This is a genomic window from Ectopseudomonas composti, assembly GCF_900115475.1.
Classification (GTDB): domain Bacteria; phylum Pseudomonadota; class Gammaproteobacteria; order Pseudomonadales; family Pseudomonadaceae; genus Aquipseudomonas; species Aquipseudomonas composti.
Genome location: NZ_FOWP01000007.1, coordinates 206,379 through 221,875, shown reverse-complemented (window position 1 = coordinate 221,875; position 15,497 = coordinate 206,379). Strand labels below are relative to the sequence as shown.

At 64.8% G+C, this 15,497-nt stretch carries 10 protein-coding genes; 6 read left to right on the top strand and 4 right to left on the bottom strand.

Features of this window, described 5'->3' with window-relative positions; all coding sequences use genetic code 11:
- Nucleotides 1-160: 160 nt before the first annotated feature.
- A complete protein-coding gene (locus BM059_RS15100; protein WP_074939630.1) occupies nt 161-1,375 on the top strand; it encodes an HDOD domain-containing protein in 1,215 nt (404 codons plus the stop codon).
- Here the strand turns inward: BM059_RS15100 and BM059_RS15095 are convergent.
- Both BM059_RS15095 and BM059_RS15090 read right to left on the bottom strand, forming a co-directional pair.
- Nucleotides 1,363-4,242, bottom strand: a complete 2,880-nt coding sequence (locus BM059_RS15095; RefSeq protein ID WP_074939628.1) for an EAL domain-containing protein — start codon at nt 4,240-4,242, stop codon at nt 1,363-1,365. The two genes, BM059_RS15100 and BM059_RS15095, sit on opposite strands and share 13 nt — an antisense overlap.
- Before the next feature lie 198 nt (nt 4,243-4,440).
- On the bottom strand, nt 4,441-5,499 hold the full coding sequence (locus tag BM059_RS15090; RefSeq protein WP_074939627.1) for a fatty acid desaturase: 1,059 nt from the start codon (nt 5,497-5,499) through the stop codon (nt 4,441-4,443).
- A 103-nt stretch (nt 5,500-5,602) separates the two neighbouring features.
- On the opposite strand from BM059_RS15090, the gene BM059_RS15085 reads away from it, so the two are divergent.
- From BM059_RS15085 to BM059_RS15065, 5 genes are all read left to right on the top strand, one after another.
- Complete coding sequence (locus tag BM059_RS15085) at nt 5,603-6,616, top strand: AraC family transcriptional regulator (protein ID WP_074939625.1); 1,014 nt, start codon at nt 5,603-5,605, stop codon at nt 6,614-6,616.
- On the top strand, nt 6,613-7,689 hold the full coding sequence (locus BM059_RS15080) for an FAD-dependent oxidoreductase (RefSeq protein WP_036998813.1): 1,077 nt from the start codon (nt 6,613-6,615) through the stop codon (nt 7,687-7,689). Before BM059_RS15085 ends, BM059_RS15080 begins: the two co-directional genes overlap by 4 nt.
- Nucleotides 7,690-7,921: 232 nt before the next feature.
- On the top strand, nt 7,922-9,493 hold the full coding sequence (locus BM059_RS15075) for a methyl-accepting chemotaxis protein (protein ID WP_074939623.1): 1,572 nt from the start codon (nt 7,922-7,924) through the stop codon (nt 9,491-9,493).
- Nucleotides 9,494-9,936: 443 nt separating this feature from the next.
- Nucleotides 9,937-11,304: a glutamine synthetase family protein gene (locus tag BM059_RS15070; protein ID WP_074939622.1), complete on the top strand. Its 1,368-nt coding sequence runs from the start codon at nt 9,937-9,939 to the stop codon at nt 11,302-11,304.
- 144 nt (nt 11,305-11,448) lie between these two features.
- Entirely contained in the window at nt 11,449-12,762 is a 1,314-nt protein-coding gene (locus tag BM059_RS15065) for an NAD(P)/FAD-dependent oxidoreductase (RefSeq protein WP_074939620.1), read from the top strand.
- A gap of 108 nt (nt 12,763-12,870) precedes the next feature.
- On the opposite strand, the gene BM059_RS15060 is transcribed toward BM059_RS15065, so the two are convergent.
- The gene (locus BM059_RS15060; RefSeq protein WP_244154412.1) at nt 12,871-13,365 is read right to left on the bottom strand and encodes a GNAT family N-acetyltransferase; all 495 of its coding nucleotides are present in this window, start codon (nt 13,363-13,365) and stop codon (nt 12,871-12,873) included.
- Nucleotides 13,366-13,483: 118 nt separating this feature from the next.
- Complete coding sequence (locus BM059_RS15055) at nt 13,484-15,481, bottom strand: metallophosphoesterase family protein (RefSeq protein ID WP_074939618.1); 1,998 nt, start codon at nt 15,479-15,481, stop codon at nt 13,484-13,486.
- Nucleotides 15,482-15,497 lie beyond the last annotated feature (16 nt).

Here is a 15,497-nt window from a genome sequence, read left to right as displayed (position 1 = left end):
CGCGGAAAATGAGTCATTTCCTGCGCAGTCGGCTGATGCCGGCTGACTTCGTGTAAAGCCGCGGTTTAGACTGCGTCGTCGCCATGGAGCTGACCTGTCCATCAGGTTTGCACGGAATGCCGGCACAAGCGCTCCCCTTCGTTATCGTCCAGAGGCTCGCATGACCGCTTCAGCTCACAGTGTGGAAGTTCTGATCGCCGAGGCTGACCCCTGGACCTCCAACCTGTTGCAGCAGTTGGTGCTCGACGTGCGCAGTGATGCGCGCGTGTTGCAGGTCAGCGATGGCCAGGCGGCACTGGCGCGTTGCAAGCGGCGCTTGCCCGATCTGGTGATCGCTGATGGCGATCTGCCCGGTCTCGATGGCCTGGAGCTGTTGCGCCAGTTGCGCCGTCATCCGCGTACGCCGGCGTTGCCGTTCGTGCTTATCAGTGGTCGCCTGGATGCCAGCAGCGTGCGCGCTGCTCGGCCATTGGCGCCCAGTGCCTACCTGGCCAAACCCTTCAATGCCGAAAGCCTGCGTCAGCGCTTGCAGACCTTGCTGCCTTCGCCGGCGACAGCGGTGGTGGTACGCCAGCCGCTGTTGCTCAGCGAGCTGCGCGACTTTCTCGATACGGTGCGCGAGGAGGGGCAGGGTGCACCGCTGCTCAGCGACGTGCGCAATGCGGTCAGTCAGGGGTTGCAGGCCGGTGAGCAGGATCTGGGCGAGCTGGAGGCGGTATTCGGCAGCGACCCACAGATCACTGCATTACTGATCGCTGCTGCCAGTACTGCGGCGCAGCATCAGGGTGTGCCTTGCCATACCCTGACCCAGGCGCTGCATCGCCTGGGGGTGGCGCGTACGTTGAATCTGGTGCTGGGCCTGGCCGTGCAGCGTAACGCACAGTTACGTGACCCACGCCTGGCCGAGTTGGCCAGCCATACCTGGCAACAGGCGCGGCGCAGTGCCGAGCTGGCGCGTTGGCTGGCACTGGAGCTGAAGCTGGACGCTGAGCTGTGCTACACCGCCGGCCTGCTGCACAACCTGGGGGAGCTGGCGCTGCTGCGTAGCCTGCAGGATTGGCTGGAAGCTGGCGGCGAGTTGAGCAACGAGCAGATCGAACAGGCCATGCAGCAGCGGGCGGCGAGCTTCGGTTCGGCCCTGCGTATCCGCTGGCGCCTGCCATTCGGCCTGCGCGAGCTGATCGCGGCGTTCTATGGTCTAGGCAGCGGTGTGTTCTCGCGCGAGGCGCTGGTACTCAATCTCAGCGGCTTGCTGCTGGCACTACCGGCCAGCGAAGCGCCGGCGGGCCTGATCGAGGCGCGCTGCGTGCGCATGTTGCGGTTGGACCCGGCGCTGCTCGAGCGCCTGCCGGCGGCGCTCTATCAGGCTTCCTGAGTGCCGTGACGGCGTGCATCGTCGGCCAGTTGCCGCAAAGGCTGCGGGCGGCCGACGAAATAGCCCTGGGCGTAGTCGATACCGAGGTGGCGCAGGCAGTCCAGGCTGGCCTGGGTCTCGACGAATTCGGCGACGGTGAGTAGCCCCAGTTGCCCGGCGATCTGGCGCATGGAGCCGACCATGGCCTGGTTGATCGGGTCGTGCTCGATGCCGCTAATGAAGCTGCCGTCGATCTTGAGAATGTCCAGCGGCAGGTGGCGCAGGTAGGCGTAGGAAGCGAAGCCGCTGCCGAAGTCATCCAGGGCGACTTTCAGGCCCTTGCTGCGCAGCTCCTCGATCCACTGTGCGGAGACGCCCAACTCGCCCAGGGCGACCATTTCCGTCACTTCGATACACAGCTTGCCGGGCGGCAAACCGTGGCGCTGCAACTCGTCCTGCAGTAGGCGATGGAAGGTGCAATCGAGCAGCGAGCTGGCGCTGAGGTTGACGTTGACCTGGGCCAATTGCGCCAGGTGCCGTGGGTTGGCCGCTAGCCAGGCGCACAGGTGCTGGACGACCCAACGGTCGATGGCGCCGAGAAAGTCGTAGCGCGCCGCCGCGTCGAGAAACTGCGCCGGACTGATCCACTCGCCGTTCTGCGGATCGCGGTAACGCAGCAGTACTTCGTAATGCAGGCCACTGGCGGTGTTTTGCAGCGCCTGCACCGGTTGGAAGAACAGCTCGAAATGACCACGTTCGGTGGCTTCGCGCAGGCGCGTGATCCATTGCAGTTGGCGCTGGTGCTCGAGCAGGGCGCCGTCGGCCGGGTTGAACTGCTGCACGCGGTTGCGGCCCTGATGCTTGGCCAACTGGCTGGCGCTGCTGGCCCAGTTCAGCGCGGTTTCCCAGTCACGCACGCCGGAGCTGAGCGCGAGCATGCCGATACTGGCGTGCAGGCGGAACGGCCGTCCTTGCCAGGTGAAGACGAACTGTTCGACGGCTCGGCGCAGCTGCTCGGCCTGGCCCAGCGCGGCCTCGTCGTCGACTTCGCGCAGGAGAATGGCGAACTCGTCGCCGCCGACGCGGGCCAGCTCGGCATGGCGCGGTAGCTGATGCAGCAATTGGCTGGCCAGCTGTTTCAGCAGTTGGTCGCCGGCAGAGTGGCCGAACAGGTCGTTGACCTGCTTGAAGCGATCCAGCCCCAGCAGCAACAGATGGCTGAAGCGCCGTTTGGCTGCGCCGCTGAGGGTTTCCGAAAGCAGTCTTTCCAGCTCACGGCGGTTCAGCAGGCCGGTCAGGGCATCGTGCGCGGCCAACTGCTGCAGGCGTTCTTCCAGGGCACGGCGCTCGCTGAGGTCGACCACGATGCCTTCGATGAACTCCTGATGCGGGCGCAGGTGCAGTGACAGGTAGACCCAGCGGGGGCGCTGTTCGAGGTCGTACAGCTGGCACTCGCAGCTGACCGCGCCGGCCTGCACGTCGAGCTGCAACAGCAGCCAGCGCCACTGGGTTTCCCCCACCAGACTTTGCAGGGACAGCTGGCCGAGATCGTCCGGCAAGGTCTCGCTACCGAGCAGGCGCGCCAGGCTCGGGTTGGCCTCCAGCAGTTGACCGTCACGATGGCAGCGGAAGATGCCTTCGCCGCTGTGGCGAAACAGCGCCTGGTATTGCTCCAGATTATCGATGGCCTGTTCCTGGCTGCTCAGCAGTACGCGGCGCACGCGCTCCAGTTGCTTGTCGAGCAGGGCGCCGAACAGCAGCATGCTCAGGGCCGGCAGATAGGCATACAGCGCATAGAAACCGGCGGGCAGTGGAATCAGCCCGGCACGACTCAGTGGCACCAGCAGCATCAGCACCAGCGCGGCGCTCCAGCACAGCAGGTAGCCGGGGGCGTAGGGACGGCGCTGATAGACGCCGAGGACCATCAGCAACAGCTGATACAGGCCGGTGGCCAGCGTCAGCAGGTTGAGGGTCTGATAGGCGTGGGGATGGTCGACGAAGACGCCGCCGAGGCTGACCAGCAGGGTGGCAGCGAACAGGGCGTCGCGCAGCCAGCGCAAACGTCCCAGGTGCAGGTCCAGGGCGCTGGCAATGAACAGCGAGCTGAAGATCATCATCCCGGCGGTGGGCAGGTTGATCAGCAACTTGGGCAGCAGCGACCACTGTGGCCAGAGCAGGCCGGCCAGGTTGTACAGGCTGGTGTTGTAGAGGGCCACGCACAACGCGGTAAGGCTGAAATAGGCCAGCTGCGCTTCGCGCAGGGTGCTGTATTTGACCAGGTAGAACAGCGCCAGGGCGAGCAGTGCGCCGATCAGCAGACCGCTCTGCAGCCAGCTGTGGGCGATCAACTGTTGGCCCTGCGCAGCGCCGACCACCTGCAGCGGCAGGTTGATTGCCGAATGACTTTCCACGCGCAGCAGCAGGCTGTGTGGGCCTTCGCCCAGGCGCGGCAGGTTGAGCAGAAACTGTGGGTAGGGCTCGCCACGTTCGGCGAATGGACGGTTTGCTCCGCTGTACAGCGGGCCGAGTGGTGTGTCGCCGTCGAACAGCCAGATCTCCAGGTCATCGAGGAAGGTCTGGCCGATGATCAGTTGCAGGCGCTCGGCGGGTGGCGTTTGCAATTGCACGGCAAGCCACCAGGCACTGCGGGTGTAGCCGATGCGCGCGGTACCTTGCACCTCGCGGCCTTCTTCGCCGATGCGCTGCAGCACTTCGCTGGCGGTGAGCTGGCCGCTGGGGTCCTCCAGCACCAGGCTGCGCTCGATGTTCACCGGCTCGCTCAGATCAGCCATGTCGAGCTTGAGCAATGGCAGCGCGCTACTCGCCCAGGCTGGTACGGCGCAGGCCAGGCAAAGCAACAATATCAGTGAGCGAAACGGGTGGAGCATCCAGGGCGCCTCATGGCTACTACGAGGGCGCCGAAGTCCGATGGACACTGTTCCGTCTGAGGAGCGGTGGGGCGCGAGTGGATTCTAGCCGACTACTGGCGGGATGATTGCGTTACGAGTCTCATCCGTCGGGATGGCGCGACGAATGACGGCTCGGACGAGTGGGCGGCGCATTGCTACGCCGCGCTCAGTGAATGGTCAGGCAGTCTGAGTGCGCTCCTCGCTGTGCTTGTCCTGGCGCGTCCAGCGGTTGGCGCGAGCGAAGGTGCCAAAGTCGTTGAAGCGTACGCCCATCTCGCGCATCACCTGATGGGCGAAGGGCACCGTCAGCTGGCGAATGTAGAAGGGCTCCTTGACCACGAAGTGGTGGATCGCATGGCTGCTGCCGAAGTTGCAGCAGAAGGCTTGCAGAGGCCACAGCCACCAGGGGTTGAGTACCTGGGTCTGCTGGATCACGTTGCCCGGTTCGACGTCACCGTAGTAGTGCATGTTGGAGCTGACGAAGTGCAGGCAGAAGGTACGCAGCACGTTGGGACCGACCAGCACCACCACGGCGATGTTTACCACCTCGATCACGCTCAGCGTGCTGGCCGACCAGGCGATGGGGGCGCCGAGCGCAGCACTGGCCCAGTCCAGCAGGTGGAAACCGAGGAACAGGTACCAGGTCGCCCAGTTGAGTAGTCCCAGCGGCGCATAGACCTTCAGCGTGCGGGTGAGGATCAGCCGCCGGTGTTCAGGATTCTTCGCCCGCAGCCAGCGGATGAGGGAACTCATCATGTTGTCACCGACCATCAGCAGGCGTGCGATGCCCCACGGCTCGCCGTTGGTGATGGCGCGCTCCTCCGTGTCCGCTTCGCTGCCGGATACCTTGTGGTGGTTCAGGTGCAGATGGCGGCGTACCCAGGGGTTGATGGTGCTGGGGCGCGCCAGCCAGACCAGCGCCATCATCAGGTTGTGCGGCAACGGTCGCTTGCGGAAATACATCGAGTGGATCAGGTCGTGCTCGAGCTCGTGGGTCAGCGAGGCGAAGAAGGCGTTGAGCAGCAGGCACGCCCACCCAGGTAGGTAGTCGCCGATATACAGCGCCGCCGAGGCGATCATGCCGAGCAGAGCGAAGGCCAGAATGCCGGCGCCCAACGCGTCCTGATGCTGCAGGATCGGGTAGCGCTGACGCAGGGCGTTACCATGAGCCATCACCTGTTCACGGATATAAGCGGCGCGTTGCTGGTCATTAAGGCTTGCGGGAGAGGGCGACATGCCGACATCCTCTTGTTATTGGGTTGTGACTTCACTGTGCCGTGACGGTCGTCAGAGCGCCCGACCGTGCACGCCAACCTGCCTACCGGATACGCCAATCTGCATGACTGCCGAACCTTCAACCCTGGCCAGCTGGACTCGCGCTCTGCGCAAGCAGCTCGATGCTCTCGGCCTGGATAGCGCTGCGCTGTGTCGCGAGGCTGGGCTCGATCCGACCGTACTCGACGACCCCAACGCGCGCTGCCCGCTGTCGCTCACCACGCGTCTGTGGCAGTTGGCGGTGGCCGCCAGTGGTGACCCGGCGCTCGGCCTGAAGACCTCGCAGTTCGTTAGCCCGACTACCTTCCATGCCCTGGGCTATGCGCTGATCGCCAGCAGCAGTCTGCGCGAGATGTTCGAGCGCATCGTGCGTTATCACCGTGTGGTCAGCGATGCGCTGCAACTGGAGTTGCGCGAGCTGGAGGACGCCTACGAATTTCGTTTTCGCGTACCGCCAGGAAGCCCTGCACCCGCGCCCGAAGCGCTGGACGCGTTCGCCGCGATCTACGTGCGCAGCTGTCGCAATCGCCTGAACCGGGATTTCTCGCCGTTGCTGGTACAGCTGCAACGACCACGGCCAGCCGACCCGACGCCGTGGCAGACGGTATTTCGCGCGCCGCTGCAGTTCGATGCCGATGAGAGCCTGCTGCGTTTTCCCCGCACCGCGTTCGAGCAGCGCCTGGATGACGGCAACCCGGAGCTGGCCGAACACAACGAGACGGTGCTCAGGCGCAGCCTGGAGCAACTGCAGGCGGCCAGCTGCAGCGAGCGGGTGCGCAATTGCCTCGAGGTACAGTTGCCCGATGGCGAGCCCTCTGCCGAGCGTATCGCCCAGGCTCTGCATCTGAGCCTACGCAGCCTGCAGCGGCACCTGGCCGAGGAGGGCGCCAGCTACGAGGCGCTGCTCGGCGAGACGCGCCACGCCCTGGCGTTGCGGCACATGCGCGACCCGCGCTGCTCGATCAGTGAAATTGCCTATCTGCTCGGTTTCAGCGACAGCAGCAGCTTTGGCCGAGCCTTCAAACGCTGGACCGGCCAGACGCCGAGCCAATACCGCGACGGATTGAAGAACGCATGACCCAGTACGACCTGATCCTGGCCGGGGCCGGCCATGCCCACCTTGGCGTGTTGCGCCGCTGGGCGCTGGTGGAGCGCCCGCCAGGCCGTATCGGCTTGCTCAGCCCAGGCCCGGAAGCCTGGTACGCCGGCATGTTGCCGGGGCTGATCAGCGGCCGTTTCAGCCCGGCAGATTGCCGCGTGGAGTTGCAGCCGCTATGCCGGGCGGCCAAGGTCGACCTGATCGAAGGCGAAATCGCCTCGCTCGATGCCGATGCGCGTGTCCTGCAGCTTGCAGACGGCCGTAGCCTGCAGGGCGAATGGTTGTCGCTGAATGTCGGCGCCGGCATGGCCATTCCACCGCAGCAGGGCGAGGGCATGCAGGTGCTGGCCGCCAGACCCATCGAGCGCTTACTTGAGGGCTGGCAGCAGTGGCAGGCCGAGCCACGGCGCATGGCGATTCTTGGTGGCGGTGCTGGTGGTGTGGAACTGGCCTTGGCCCTGGCCGACCAGGTGCCGGCGCTGGCGCTGTTCTGCGGTGGCACGCTGCTCGATGGCTTGTCGCCGGGGCTGCGCCTGCGCGCGCTGGGTCATCTGCGTCAGCGTGGCGTGCAGGTGCGCGAGCATTGCCCGATCGGGCGGATTGAGGATGACTGGTTGCTTAGCGGTGACGAGCCGGTATGGCGTGGGCGCCGCCTGCTGTTGGCCAGCGGCGCACGGCCCTGGCTCTGGCTGACGGCCAGTCAGCTGGCCAAGGACGCAGCCGGTTTCGTCGCGATTCGGCCGACCCTGCAATGCGAGTCCCATGCGCAGGTCTTCGCCGTTGGCGATTGCGCCAGCCTCGACGGCATGCGCCGCAGTGGCCGTTTCGCCGTGCGTCAGGCGCCGGTGCTCGCCGCCAATCTCAACGCTGCATTGCACAATCGACCGCTGCAACATTACCGGGCGCAGTGGCAGAGTCTGGCGTTGCTGGCCACCGGCGATGGCGGGGCATTGCTCGGCTGGCACGATTGGAGTGCAGGTGGGCAGCTCTACGGACGCTGCAAGGACTGGCTGGACAGGCGCTTCGTCAAGCGCCATCGCATGGTGGGGTAGATCGGTCTAAATTCATGGCAGTGTGCTACCAAAGTTTTATGGTGCTGGTGCTTCCAAGCTGCTCGAATCCCGGTCATGGTGCCCGGTCTGTATACGCTTATTTTTCGTCGGGCCTGTCGTACGCGTAGCCTGCTGTCCAGGTTGCGTGGGATATTCAAGGAGAGAACCCGCCGTGACCCCGTCCGCCTACAGCGCCTCGCCGCGCACCAGAACAAGAACTCTGAGGTCGGTCATGCAAGCTGCCTTTATCCGTTCGCCGCTCGCTTTCGTACTGCACGCTATTGGCCTGGCCGGATTGATGCTGGCCTACCAGCAGATGCAACTGCCTCTTTACGTAAGCGTCCCCTCCTATCTGTTGTTGGCGTTGTGGCCCTGGCTGGGGCCGTGGCAGCGTCGTGACGAGCCGGCGCAGGCTGCCCAGCAGAAAGCGACCGGCGACTTCGTCGAACTCAGCCGCGGGCTGTCGCGCCACACCTGCCACAACGCGTTGTCCGCCGCCAAGGTGGCCCATGCGGTCAAGCATCTGGCCGGTCGCCTGCAATCGCAGCTGACGGCTGTGCAGCAGGTCAGCCAGGCCGCCGAGGCCATCACCCACACCGAGCAGGACAGCGCTGCCCGCGCCGAGCACACCTTGGCCGCGGCCCGACATGTGCGTGATGCAAGCGCCAACGGTCAGGCCGAGCTCAATCAGGCCATCGAGCGCATGCAGCAACTCAGTGCGCAGACCCTGGCCAGCCGTGAGCTGATCGATGGTCTCGGTAGCCGTACCGAACAGATCGAACAGGTCACCCAGGTGATCCAGTCCATCGCCAGCCAGACCAACCTGCTGGCGCTCAACGCGGCCATCGAGGCGGCCCGCGCCGGTGAGATGGGCCGCGGGTTTGCCGTGGTCGCCGACGAGGTACGCAACCTCGCCGCCCGTACTGCCAGTGCTACCGGGGAAGTCAGCCAGATGGTCGCCGACATCCGTCAGCAGAGTGCTGCGGTGGTCGCTCATATCCAGCGCCAGAGCGTCGAGCTGGAGCAGGCCGCGCAGCAGATCGAAACGGCTGGCAGCCGCCTGCATGGCATTGCCGATCAAGCCGAGGAAGTCGAGCAGCAGGTGGCGCAGATCAGCGCCGGTACGGCCGACAATCACCAGCGTCTGGCCAGCCTTTCAGCGGCTGCATTGCAATTGCAGGACGACGTGCAGGGCAGTGAAGGGCAGACCCGGCAACTGGCCGATGCTGCCGAGCAGTTGGTCGGGCAGGCCGAGACGGTCAGCGAGCAGCTCGCCGAAGTGGGCCTGGATGATTACCACCAGCGCGCCTATGACCTGGCGCGTGAAGGCGCGGCAGCCATCGCGGCACAATTCGAGCAGGACCTGCAGGCCGGCCGCATTGGTCTCGACGACCTGTTCGACCGCCGTTACCAGCCGATTGCCGGCACCCAGCCGCAGAAGTACCGCACGCGTTTCGATCAGTACGCCGATCAGGTGTTGCCAGGTTTGCAGGAGCCGCTGCTCAAGCGCCATGAAGGGTTGGTGTTCGCCATCTCCACTACGCCGGAAGGCTATGTGCCGACCCACAACGCCGCGTTCAACCACCCGCCCAGCGGCGACCCGGCCGTGGATGCGACCCGCAGCCGCGGCAAGCGTCTGTTCAACGACCGCACCGGCATTCGCTGCGGCAGCCACAAGCAGGCCCTGTTGCTGCAGACCTACATGCGCGATACCGGTGAGCTGATGCACGACCTGTCGGTACCGATCATGGTGCAGGGCAAGCATTGGGGCGGTTTGCGTCTGGGCTATCGGCCGGAGCCGTGAATCGTTTGCGTGCTGCTGAGCGTGGCGTGAAAGCCGGTGCGCATGGCGCACCCTACGGGTCGACATGGGTGAATCGGTGGGATTGTTTAGTCAATAAATAACCAAGCGTCTGAAAAACCCGATTTAACGCACGTCAAACCCTGTGCGACGCTGCTAAACCATGATCTCCCCGGCCTGCCAAGTCCATGTTCCGCTGTACCGCGCGCCTGCGCGGCGGCGCTTGTTGGAGCGGCTCAACCCGCTGCTGACCATCATCCTCGCCTTCTGGGCGCTGTGGCATTGCCGCCACGCGCGCCCGCCGGACGCCGTCCCCGCCCGCTGAATACCGATGGCTGCGCCATGCCCGCAGCCGCTGCTATCACCTTGTCTGCCTGTGCAACCTGTTCACGAATTGAACGGGCCGTGCGGACACCGAGCGCCTAACTGGCGCAAGCGAGCGCAACATGACGACTTTCGCCCCCGTGCAGGAAGCTCAGGACTTCCTGGCGAACAATCCCGATATCGAGCTGATCGAGCTGTTCATTCTCGATACCAATGGCGTGCCGCGCGGCAAGCTGCTGCACCGCGAGGAGCTGCTGGCGCTGTACCAGAGCGGCCGGCCGCTGCCGAGCACCATGCTCGGCCTGTCCATCCAGGGCGAGGATGTCGAGGATTCCGGCCTGGTTTGGGAGGTGGGCGATATCGATTGCCGCGCCTATCCGTTGCCCGGCAGCCTGGTGCGCCTGCCCTGGCGGCAGATGCCCACTGCCGCCGTGCAGGTGTCGATGCACCCGACCGAAGGCCTGCCGGCCACGCCGGCCGATCCACGGCAGTTGTTGATCCGCGTGATCGAGCTGCTCGAAGGCGCGGGTTATCACCCGGTGATGGCCTGCGAGCTGGAGTTCTATCTGCTTGACCAGAAGCGTGATGCCGAGGGGCGCCCACAGCCGGCGCTGGACGCCGACGGTAGCCGTCCACGGCAGACCCAGGTCTACGGCCTGCGCGAGCTGGAGCAGATCGAGCCGTTTTTGCGTGATCTCTATGCCGCCTGCAAGGCGCAGGGCATCCCGGCGCGCACGGCGATTTCCGAGTACGCCCCCGGCCAGGTGGAAATCACCCTGGAACATGGCCCGGTGCTGGCGGCGATGGATCAGGCAGTGCGCTACAAGCGCCTGGTCAAGGGCGTCGCGCACCGTCACGGGATGCAGGCCTGCTTCATGGCCAAGCCCTTCGATCACCTGGCCGGTACCGGCATGCACATGCATGTCAGCCTGGCCGATGCGCAGGGCAACAATCTGTTCGCCAGTGAAGATCCGGCCGGCACGCCGCTGCTGCGCCAGGCGGTCGGCGGCATGCTCGCCAGTCTGCTCGACTCGCTGCTGCTGTTCTGCCCCAACGCCAACTCCTACCGGCGTTTCCAGGCCAACAGTTATGCGCCGCTGGCGCCGACCTGGGGTGTGGATAACCGCACCGTCAGCCTGCGCGTGCCAGGCGGCCCGGCGAATACTCGGCATGTCGAGCACCGCATCTGCGGCGCCGACGCCAACCCCTATCTCGCTGCGGCGGCGATTCTTTCCGGGATTCACCGTGGCATTGCTGATCACCTCGACCCCGGTGCGCCGGTGGAGGGCAATGGTTATGCCCAGGCCACGACTCTGTTGCCGACCGAGTGGCTGGCGTCGATCCAGGCGCTGGAGCGCTCCAGTTGGGCTCGCGATGCCTTCGGCGCCGACTTCCTCAAGGTCTTTCTCGCGGTCAAGCGTGCCGAGTATCGCCAGTTCATGGGCGAAGTCGGTGAGCAGGACTGGCGCTGGTATTTGAGTAATGCCTGACTGAACAGCATCGCGGCTGAAGCCGCTCCTACAGGATGTACAGGCCGTAGGAGCGGCTTCAGCCGCGATCCCCGATTCATCGGTGCGCACGGCCTAGGCGGCCCCGCGACACCCAACTGCGGTAACCGCCACAAGGATTCTGCAATGAACGCGATCAACCAACCCGTCAAACCCGCCGCCGAGCGTGCGCAGTCCTACTATTCGGCCTCGCTCAACTTCGAGAGCGACTACCCGACGCTGCAGGGCAGCGTGACGGTGGACGTGGCCATCATTGGCGGCGGCTTTACCGGCATCGCCACCGCGGTGGAGCTGGCCGAGCGCGGCCTCAAGGTCGCCGTGGTGGAAACCAACAAGGTCGGCTGGGGCGCCAGCGGGCGTAACGGCGGCCAGGTCACCGGCAGCCTGTCCGGTGACGAAGCCATGCGCAAGCAGATGCGCAACACTCTGGGCGAGGAGGTGGACGACTTCATCTGGCACCTGCGTTGGCGCGGCCACGAGATCATCAAGAACCGCGTGGCCAAGTACGGCATCGACTGTGACCTCAAGCACGGCCATCTGCATACGGCGATGAAAGCCAGCCATATGGACGAACTCAAGTCGACCTACGACGAAGCGCTGCGGCGCGGCATGGGCGGCGATGTCACCCTGCTCGACGCTGCTGGCGTGCGTGCACAACTGGGCAGCGAGCTGTACTGCGGGGCGTTGAAGAACACCCGCAACATGCACCTGCACCCGCTCAACCTGTGCCTCGGTGAGGCCAAGGCCGCTGAGAGCCTGGGCGCGCTGATCTTCGAACACTCCGAGGTGCTCGACATCGTCCATGGTCCGCGTCCAGCGGTGGTCACCGCCGGCGGGCGGATCGAGGCCAAGCAGGTGCTGCTGGCCGGCGACGTCTATCACAAGCTCGAGCGGCGCAAGCTCAAGGGGCTGATCTTCCCGGCCATGGGCGGCATCGTCACCACCGCGCCGCTTGGCGAGTTGGCAAAAGCGATCAATCCGCAGGACCTGGCGGTGTACGACTGCCGCTTCGTGCTCGACTACTACCGCATGACGGCCGACGGCCGCCTGCTGTTCGGTGGTGGCTGCAACTACTCCGGGCGTGACTCGCGTGACATCGCCAGCGAACTGCGCCCGTGCATCGAGAGCACCTTCCCGCAACTCAAGGGCGTACAGATCGACTTCCAGTGGAGCTGCGCCATGGGCATCGTGATGAACCGCATCCCGCAGCTGGGCAAGCTCTCGTCCAACGTCTGGTACTGCCAGGGCTACTCCGGTCATGGCATCGCCACCACCCACATCATGGGTGAGATCATGGCCAAGGCCATCACTGGCGACCTGGAGCAGTACGACACCTTCGCCGCTTGCAAGCACATCAAGGTGCCGCTGGGCGACCAGCTCGGCAACCCGATGCTGGCGGCGGGCATGTGGTACTACCAGATGCTGGAGAAGCTGCGCTGAAGCGAAGGGGGATGACCTGGGCGGTAGCGATTGGCGACAGTCGTACTCCGCTCAGGCCTTCAATATTGAGCTGATCGGAGTCTTTTCCAGAGCCGCTTGACGCTTACATCAGCTATCTGCAGGCCTTGGGCGTTTGTAAGCCATCCCAACAGAGCGCGGCGCGGTATGAACGAAGCCAAACTGCGCGTACAGGTCTTGTGCTGGTCCATCCGCAATCAGGCTCACGTAGCCGCTTTCAGGCACTTGGGTTTCGATGAACCGCTGGATTTCACCCATGATGCGCTTGCCTAGCCCTTTGCCCTGGTGCTCCCTGAGAACGGCGATGTCCACGACTTGAAAGAAACAGCCCCCGTCACCGATCACGCGGCCCATTCCCACCGGTTGTGCACCATGCAGGATTTGCACGGCAAAGAGGCTGTTAGGTAAGCCACGCGCGGCGGCCTCGTCGGTCTTTGCGCTAAGGCCCGAGCCGACTCGAAGCGCTTGATAGACCTGAATGGATGGCGTTTCTAACAGGCAGGTATACATGGTCAATGGAATCTCCGAACTGGAAGCGTTCTTGTGGGCCAGCTTGAAGCCAATTAGAGAGCGCAGAGGGTTCATCGAGCAAATCGAAGCGCTCCACTGACACCTGCTTTTTCGATCCTGCCGACTGTCGTCATTTCGCATGAAATCTGTGTCGAGACGCATGGCCTGGCGCCGTTTGGCGTATGCGCTCGGCTTACGGGTGGCTTGTGCCGCCATCCTGCGGTGCTGCACTACGCTCGGGGGAGCCGAGCAGGGGTGCTGTCGCCGCGCCTGATTCACGCTCGGCGACGAATGCGGCAGGCGGTGACCCGTTGGCGTTGAGCTGGAGGATGCGCTTGGGCCGGCCCCGTTCGTCGAAGAACACCTGGCCGAGGCCGGCGCTGTTCCACAGCCGTTCACCCGAGCGGCTGCGGTCGGGGATCAACGGCGTGACGCGCATACGGCGGCGCTTGGTCAGCCAGTTGAGTGGCGACCAGGGCGCGTAGAGCCAGCGGTTGAGGCGGTCGAACCAATCCAGCAGGTCGGCCGGGAATTCGTTCTTGATACCGCTGCTGGTGATCTGCCAGATGGTCGGGCTGGCGCGACGATGGCGGATGTTTACGCGGTAGACGAAGGAGTAGTGCACGTCGCCGGAGAGAATCACGAAATCTCTCGGTGTGCGTGAGTGGCGGAAGATGTTCATCATCACGCTGGCTGCGCCGCGGTGGGCCATCCAGTTTTCCGCATCGACCATCAGCGGGTGCCCGGCGAGAGTGAAGAGTTTCTGGATACCCTCGATCAGCTTCACGCCGAACATCGGTGCCGGCGAGACGATGATGCAGGCGGGGTGGTCGAGCAGCGCCTGCTGGAAGTCGCACAGCGCTTCCCAGTCCATCAGCCCCGAGGGCTTCGACAGATGCCCCTCACTGCGCCAGCGGCGTGTGCGGGTGTCCAGCACCAGCAGCGCCGGTGTGGTCGGCAGCACGTAGTGCCACTGTTCGAACTCCAGCAGACGATCGATCAGCGCGTCATGCGCCGTGGCCTGCAGATGGTCGTCCTGGCGTTGCTGCAGCAGTTCGGCAAAGGCCTGCAGCGGCTCCTCGAACACATCCGGGTTGTTGCCCCAGCCTTGGCACAGCAGATAGGCGAGCAGAGCGTTGCCGATGATGCGCTTGGAAAACGGGTGGCCGTAGGCGGTTTGTTCCCAGCGTGCGGAGAGATTCCAGTCATCGGTGACATCGTGGTCGTCGAAGATCATCAGCGTCGGCAGGTGGGCAAATACCCGCGCGGCCCGGCCGAGGGTCTGGCGGAATGCATCGATGCGCTCGCGCTCGTTGGCGTAACGATGCTGCTGTTCTTCGTCCAGCGGCGGCTGCTCTTCGCTGATCAGCGTCCAGGGCAGCGGTGACCAGACCAGCAGGTACATGGCGATCATCTCGGCGAAGGTCACCAGGTGATTGTCGGCACTGCTGCTGGTGAAGACCGGCTTCTCCACGCCGCCGAAGAACTTGTCGCGCAGGGTCTGGTTGCTCTTCACCGCTGGCAGCAGTTCGGCGCGCTGGTAATAGCCGACCGGGTTGGCGTAGAGCGACTGGCTATCCTCGACCACGGCACCTTCGAGAAACTCGTCGAACAAGCCGAGGCGGGCGATCAGTTGGTGGATGGCGCACAGCAACGGGCCGGCGACATCGTCGACGTAGACCTGGTCACCGCTCATCAGCAGCAGTGCCGGACGCTGCTTGGCCTCAGGCTGAGCGGCCAGCAGACGGTCGGCGCAGAGCAGGCCGTCATCGGCGGCATGGTGCGGCTTGCGGCAGGAGCCGTGAAGCAGGTGGTCGACCTGCGAGCGCAGGACGAAATCGGCGTGCTCGGCGCCGTCATGCAGCAGGTGCGGTGCCCAGTCGCGCATGCCGTTCGCGCTCGCGCCGTCGATGATCTGCAGGTCGTAGGCGATGCGCTCGTCCTGCGGCAACGCCTGAGCGAGCGGCAGGTCGATCAGGTGCAGCACGGCATGCCGGCCGAGCGGCAACTGCTGGCAATGTTCTTCGCCGAGGGCATGGGTCTGTGGCGCCTGACTCTCGGGCTGCAGCCACAGTTGCAGGTTCAGCTCGCGACTGGCCACCAGCCACAGCACCAGGCGGCCGGGCTCCAGGCGGCGCAGCAGCGGGCCTGCGAGCACATCGGGCAGCGGAGCGTGGGCAGTGTCTGGCATCGTCACGGTACTTCCT

What these genes read in the sequence shown, in the direction of transcription:
- BM059_RS15100 (WP_074939630.1), top strand. Translation starts at nt 161, where the DNA reads ATGACCGCTTCAGCTCACAGTGTGGAAGTTCTGATCGCCGAGGCTGAC.
- BM059_RS15095 (WP_074939628.1), bottom strand. Translation starts at nt 4,242, where the DNA reads ATGCTCCACCCGTTTCGCTCACTGATATTGTTGCTTTGCCTGGCCTGC.
- BM059_RS15090 (WP_074939627.1), bottom strand. Translation starts at nt 5,499, where the DNA reads ATGTCGCCCTCTCCCGCAAGCCTTAATGACCAGCAACGCGCCGCTTAT.
- BM059_RS15085 (WP_074939625.1), top strand. Translation starts at nt 5,603, where the DNA reads ATGACTGCCGAACCTTCAACCCTGGCCAGCTGGACTCGCGCTCTGCGC.
- BM059_RS15080 (WP_036998813.1), top strand. Translation starts at nt 6,613, where the DNA reads ATGACCCAGTACGACCTGATCCTGGCCGGGGCCGGCCATGCCCACCTT.
- BM059_RS15075 (WP_074939623.1), top strand. Translation starts at nt 7,922, where the DNA reads ATGCAAGCTGCCTTTATCCGTTCGCCGCTCGCTTTCGTACTGCACGCT.
- BM059_RS15070 (WP_074939622.1), top strand. Translation starts at nt 9,937, where the DNA reads ATGACGACTTTCGCCCCCGTGCAGGAAGCTCAGGACTTCCTGGCGAAC.
- BM059_RS15065 (WP_074939620.1), top strand. Translation starts at nt 11,449, where the DNA reads ATGAACGCGATCAACCAACCCGTCAAACCCGCCGCCGAGCGTGCGCAG.
- BM059_RS15060 (WP_244154412.1), bottom strand. Translation starts at nt 13,365, where the DNA reads ATGAACCCTCTGCGCTCTCTAATTGGCTTCAAGCTGGCCCACAAGAAC.
- BM059_RS15055 (WP_074939618.1), bottom strand. Translation starts at nt 15,481, where the DNA reads ATGCCAGACACTGCCCACGCTCCGCTGCCCGATGTGCTCGCAGGCCCG.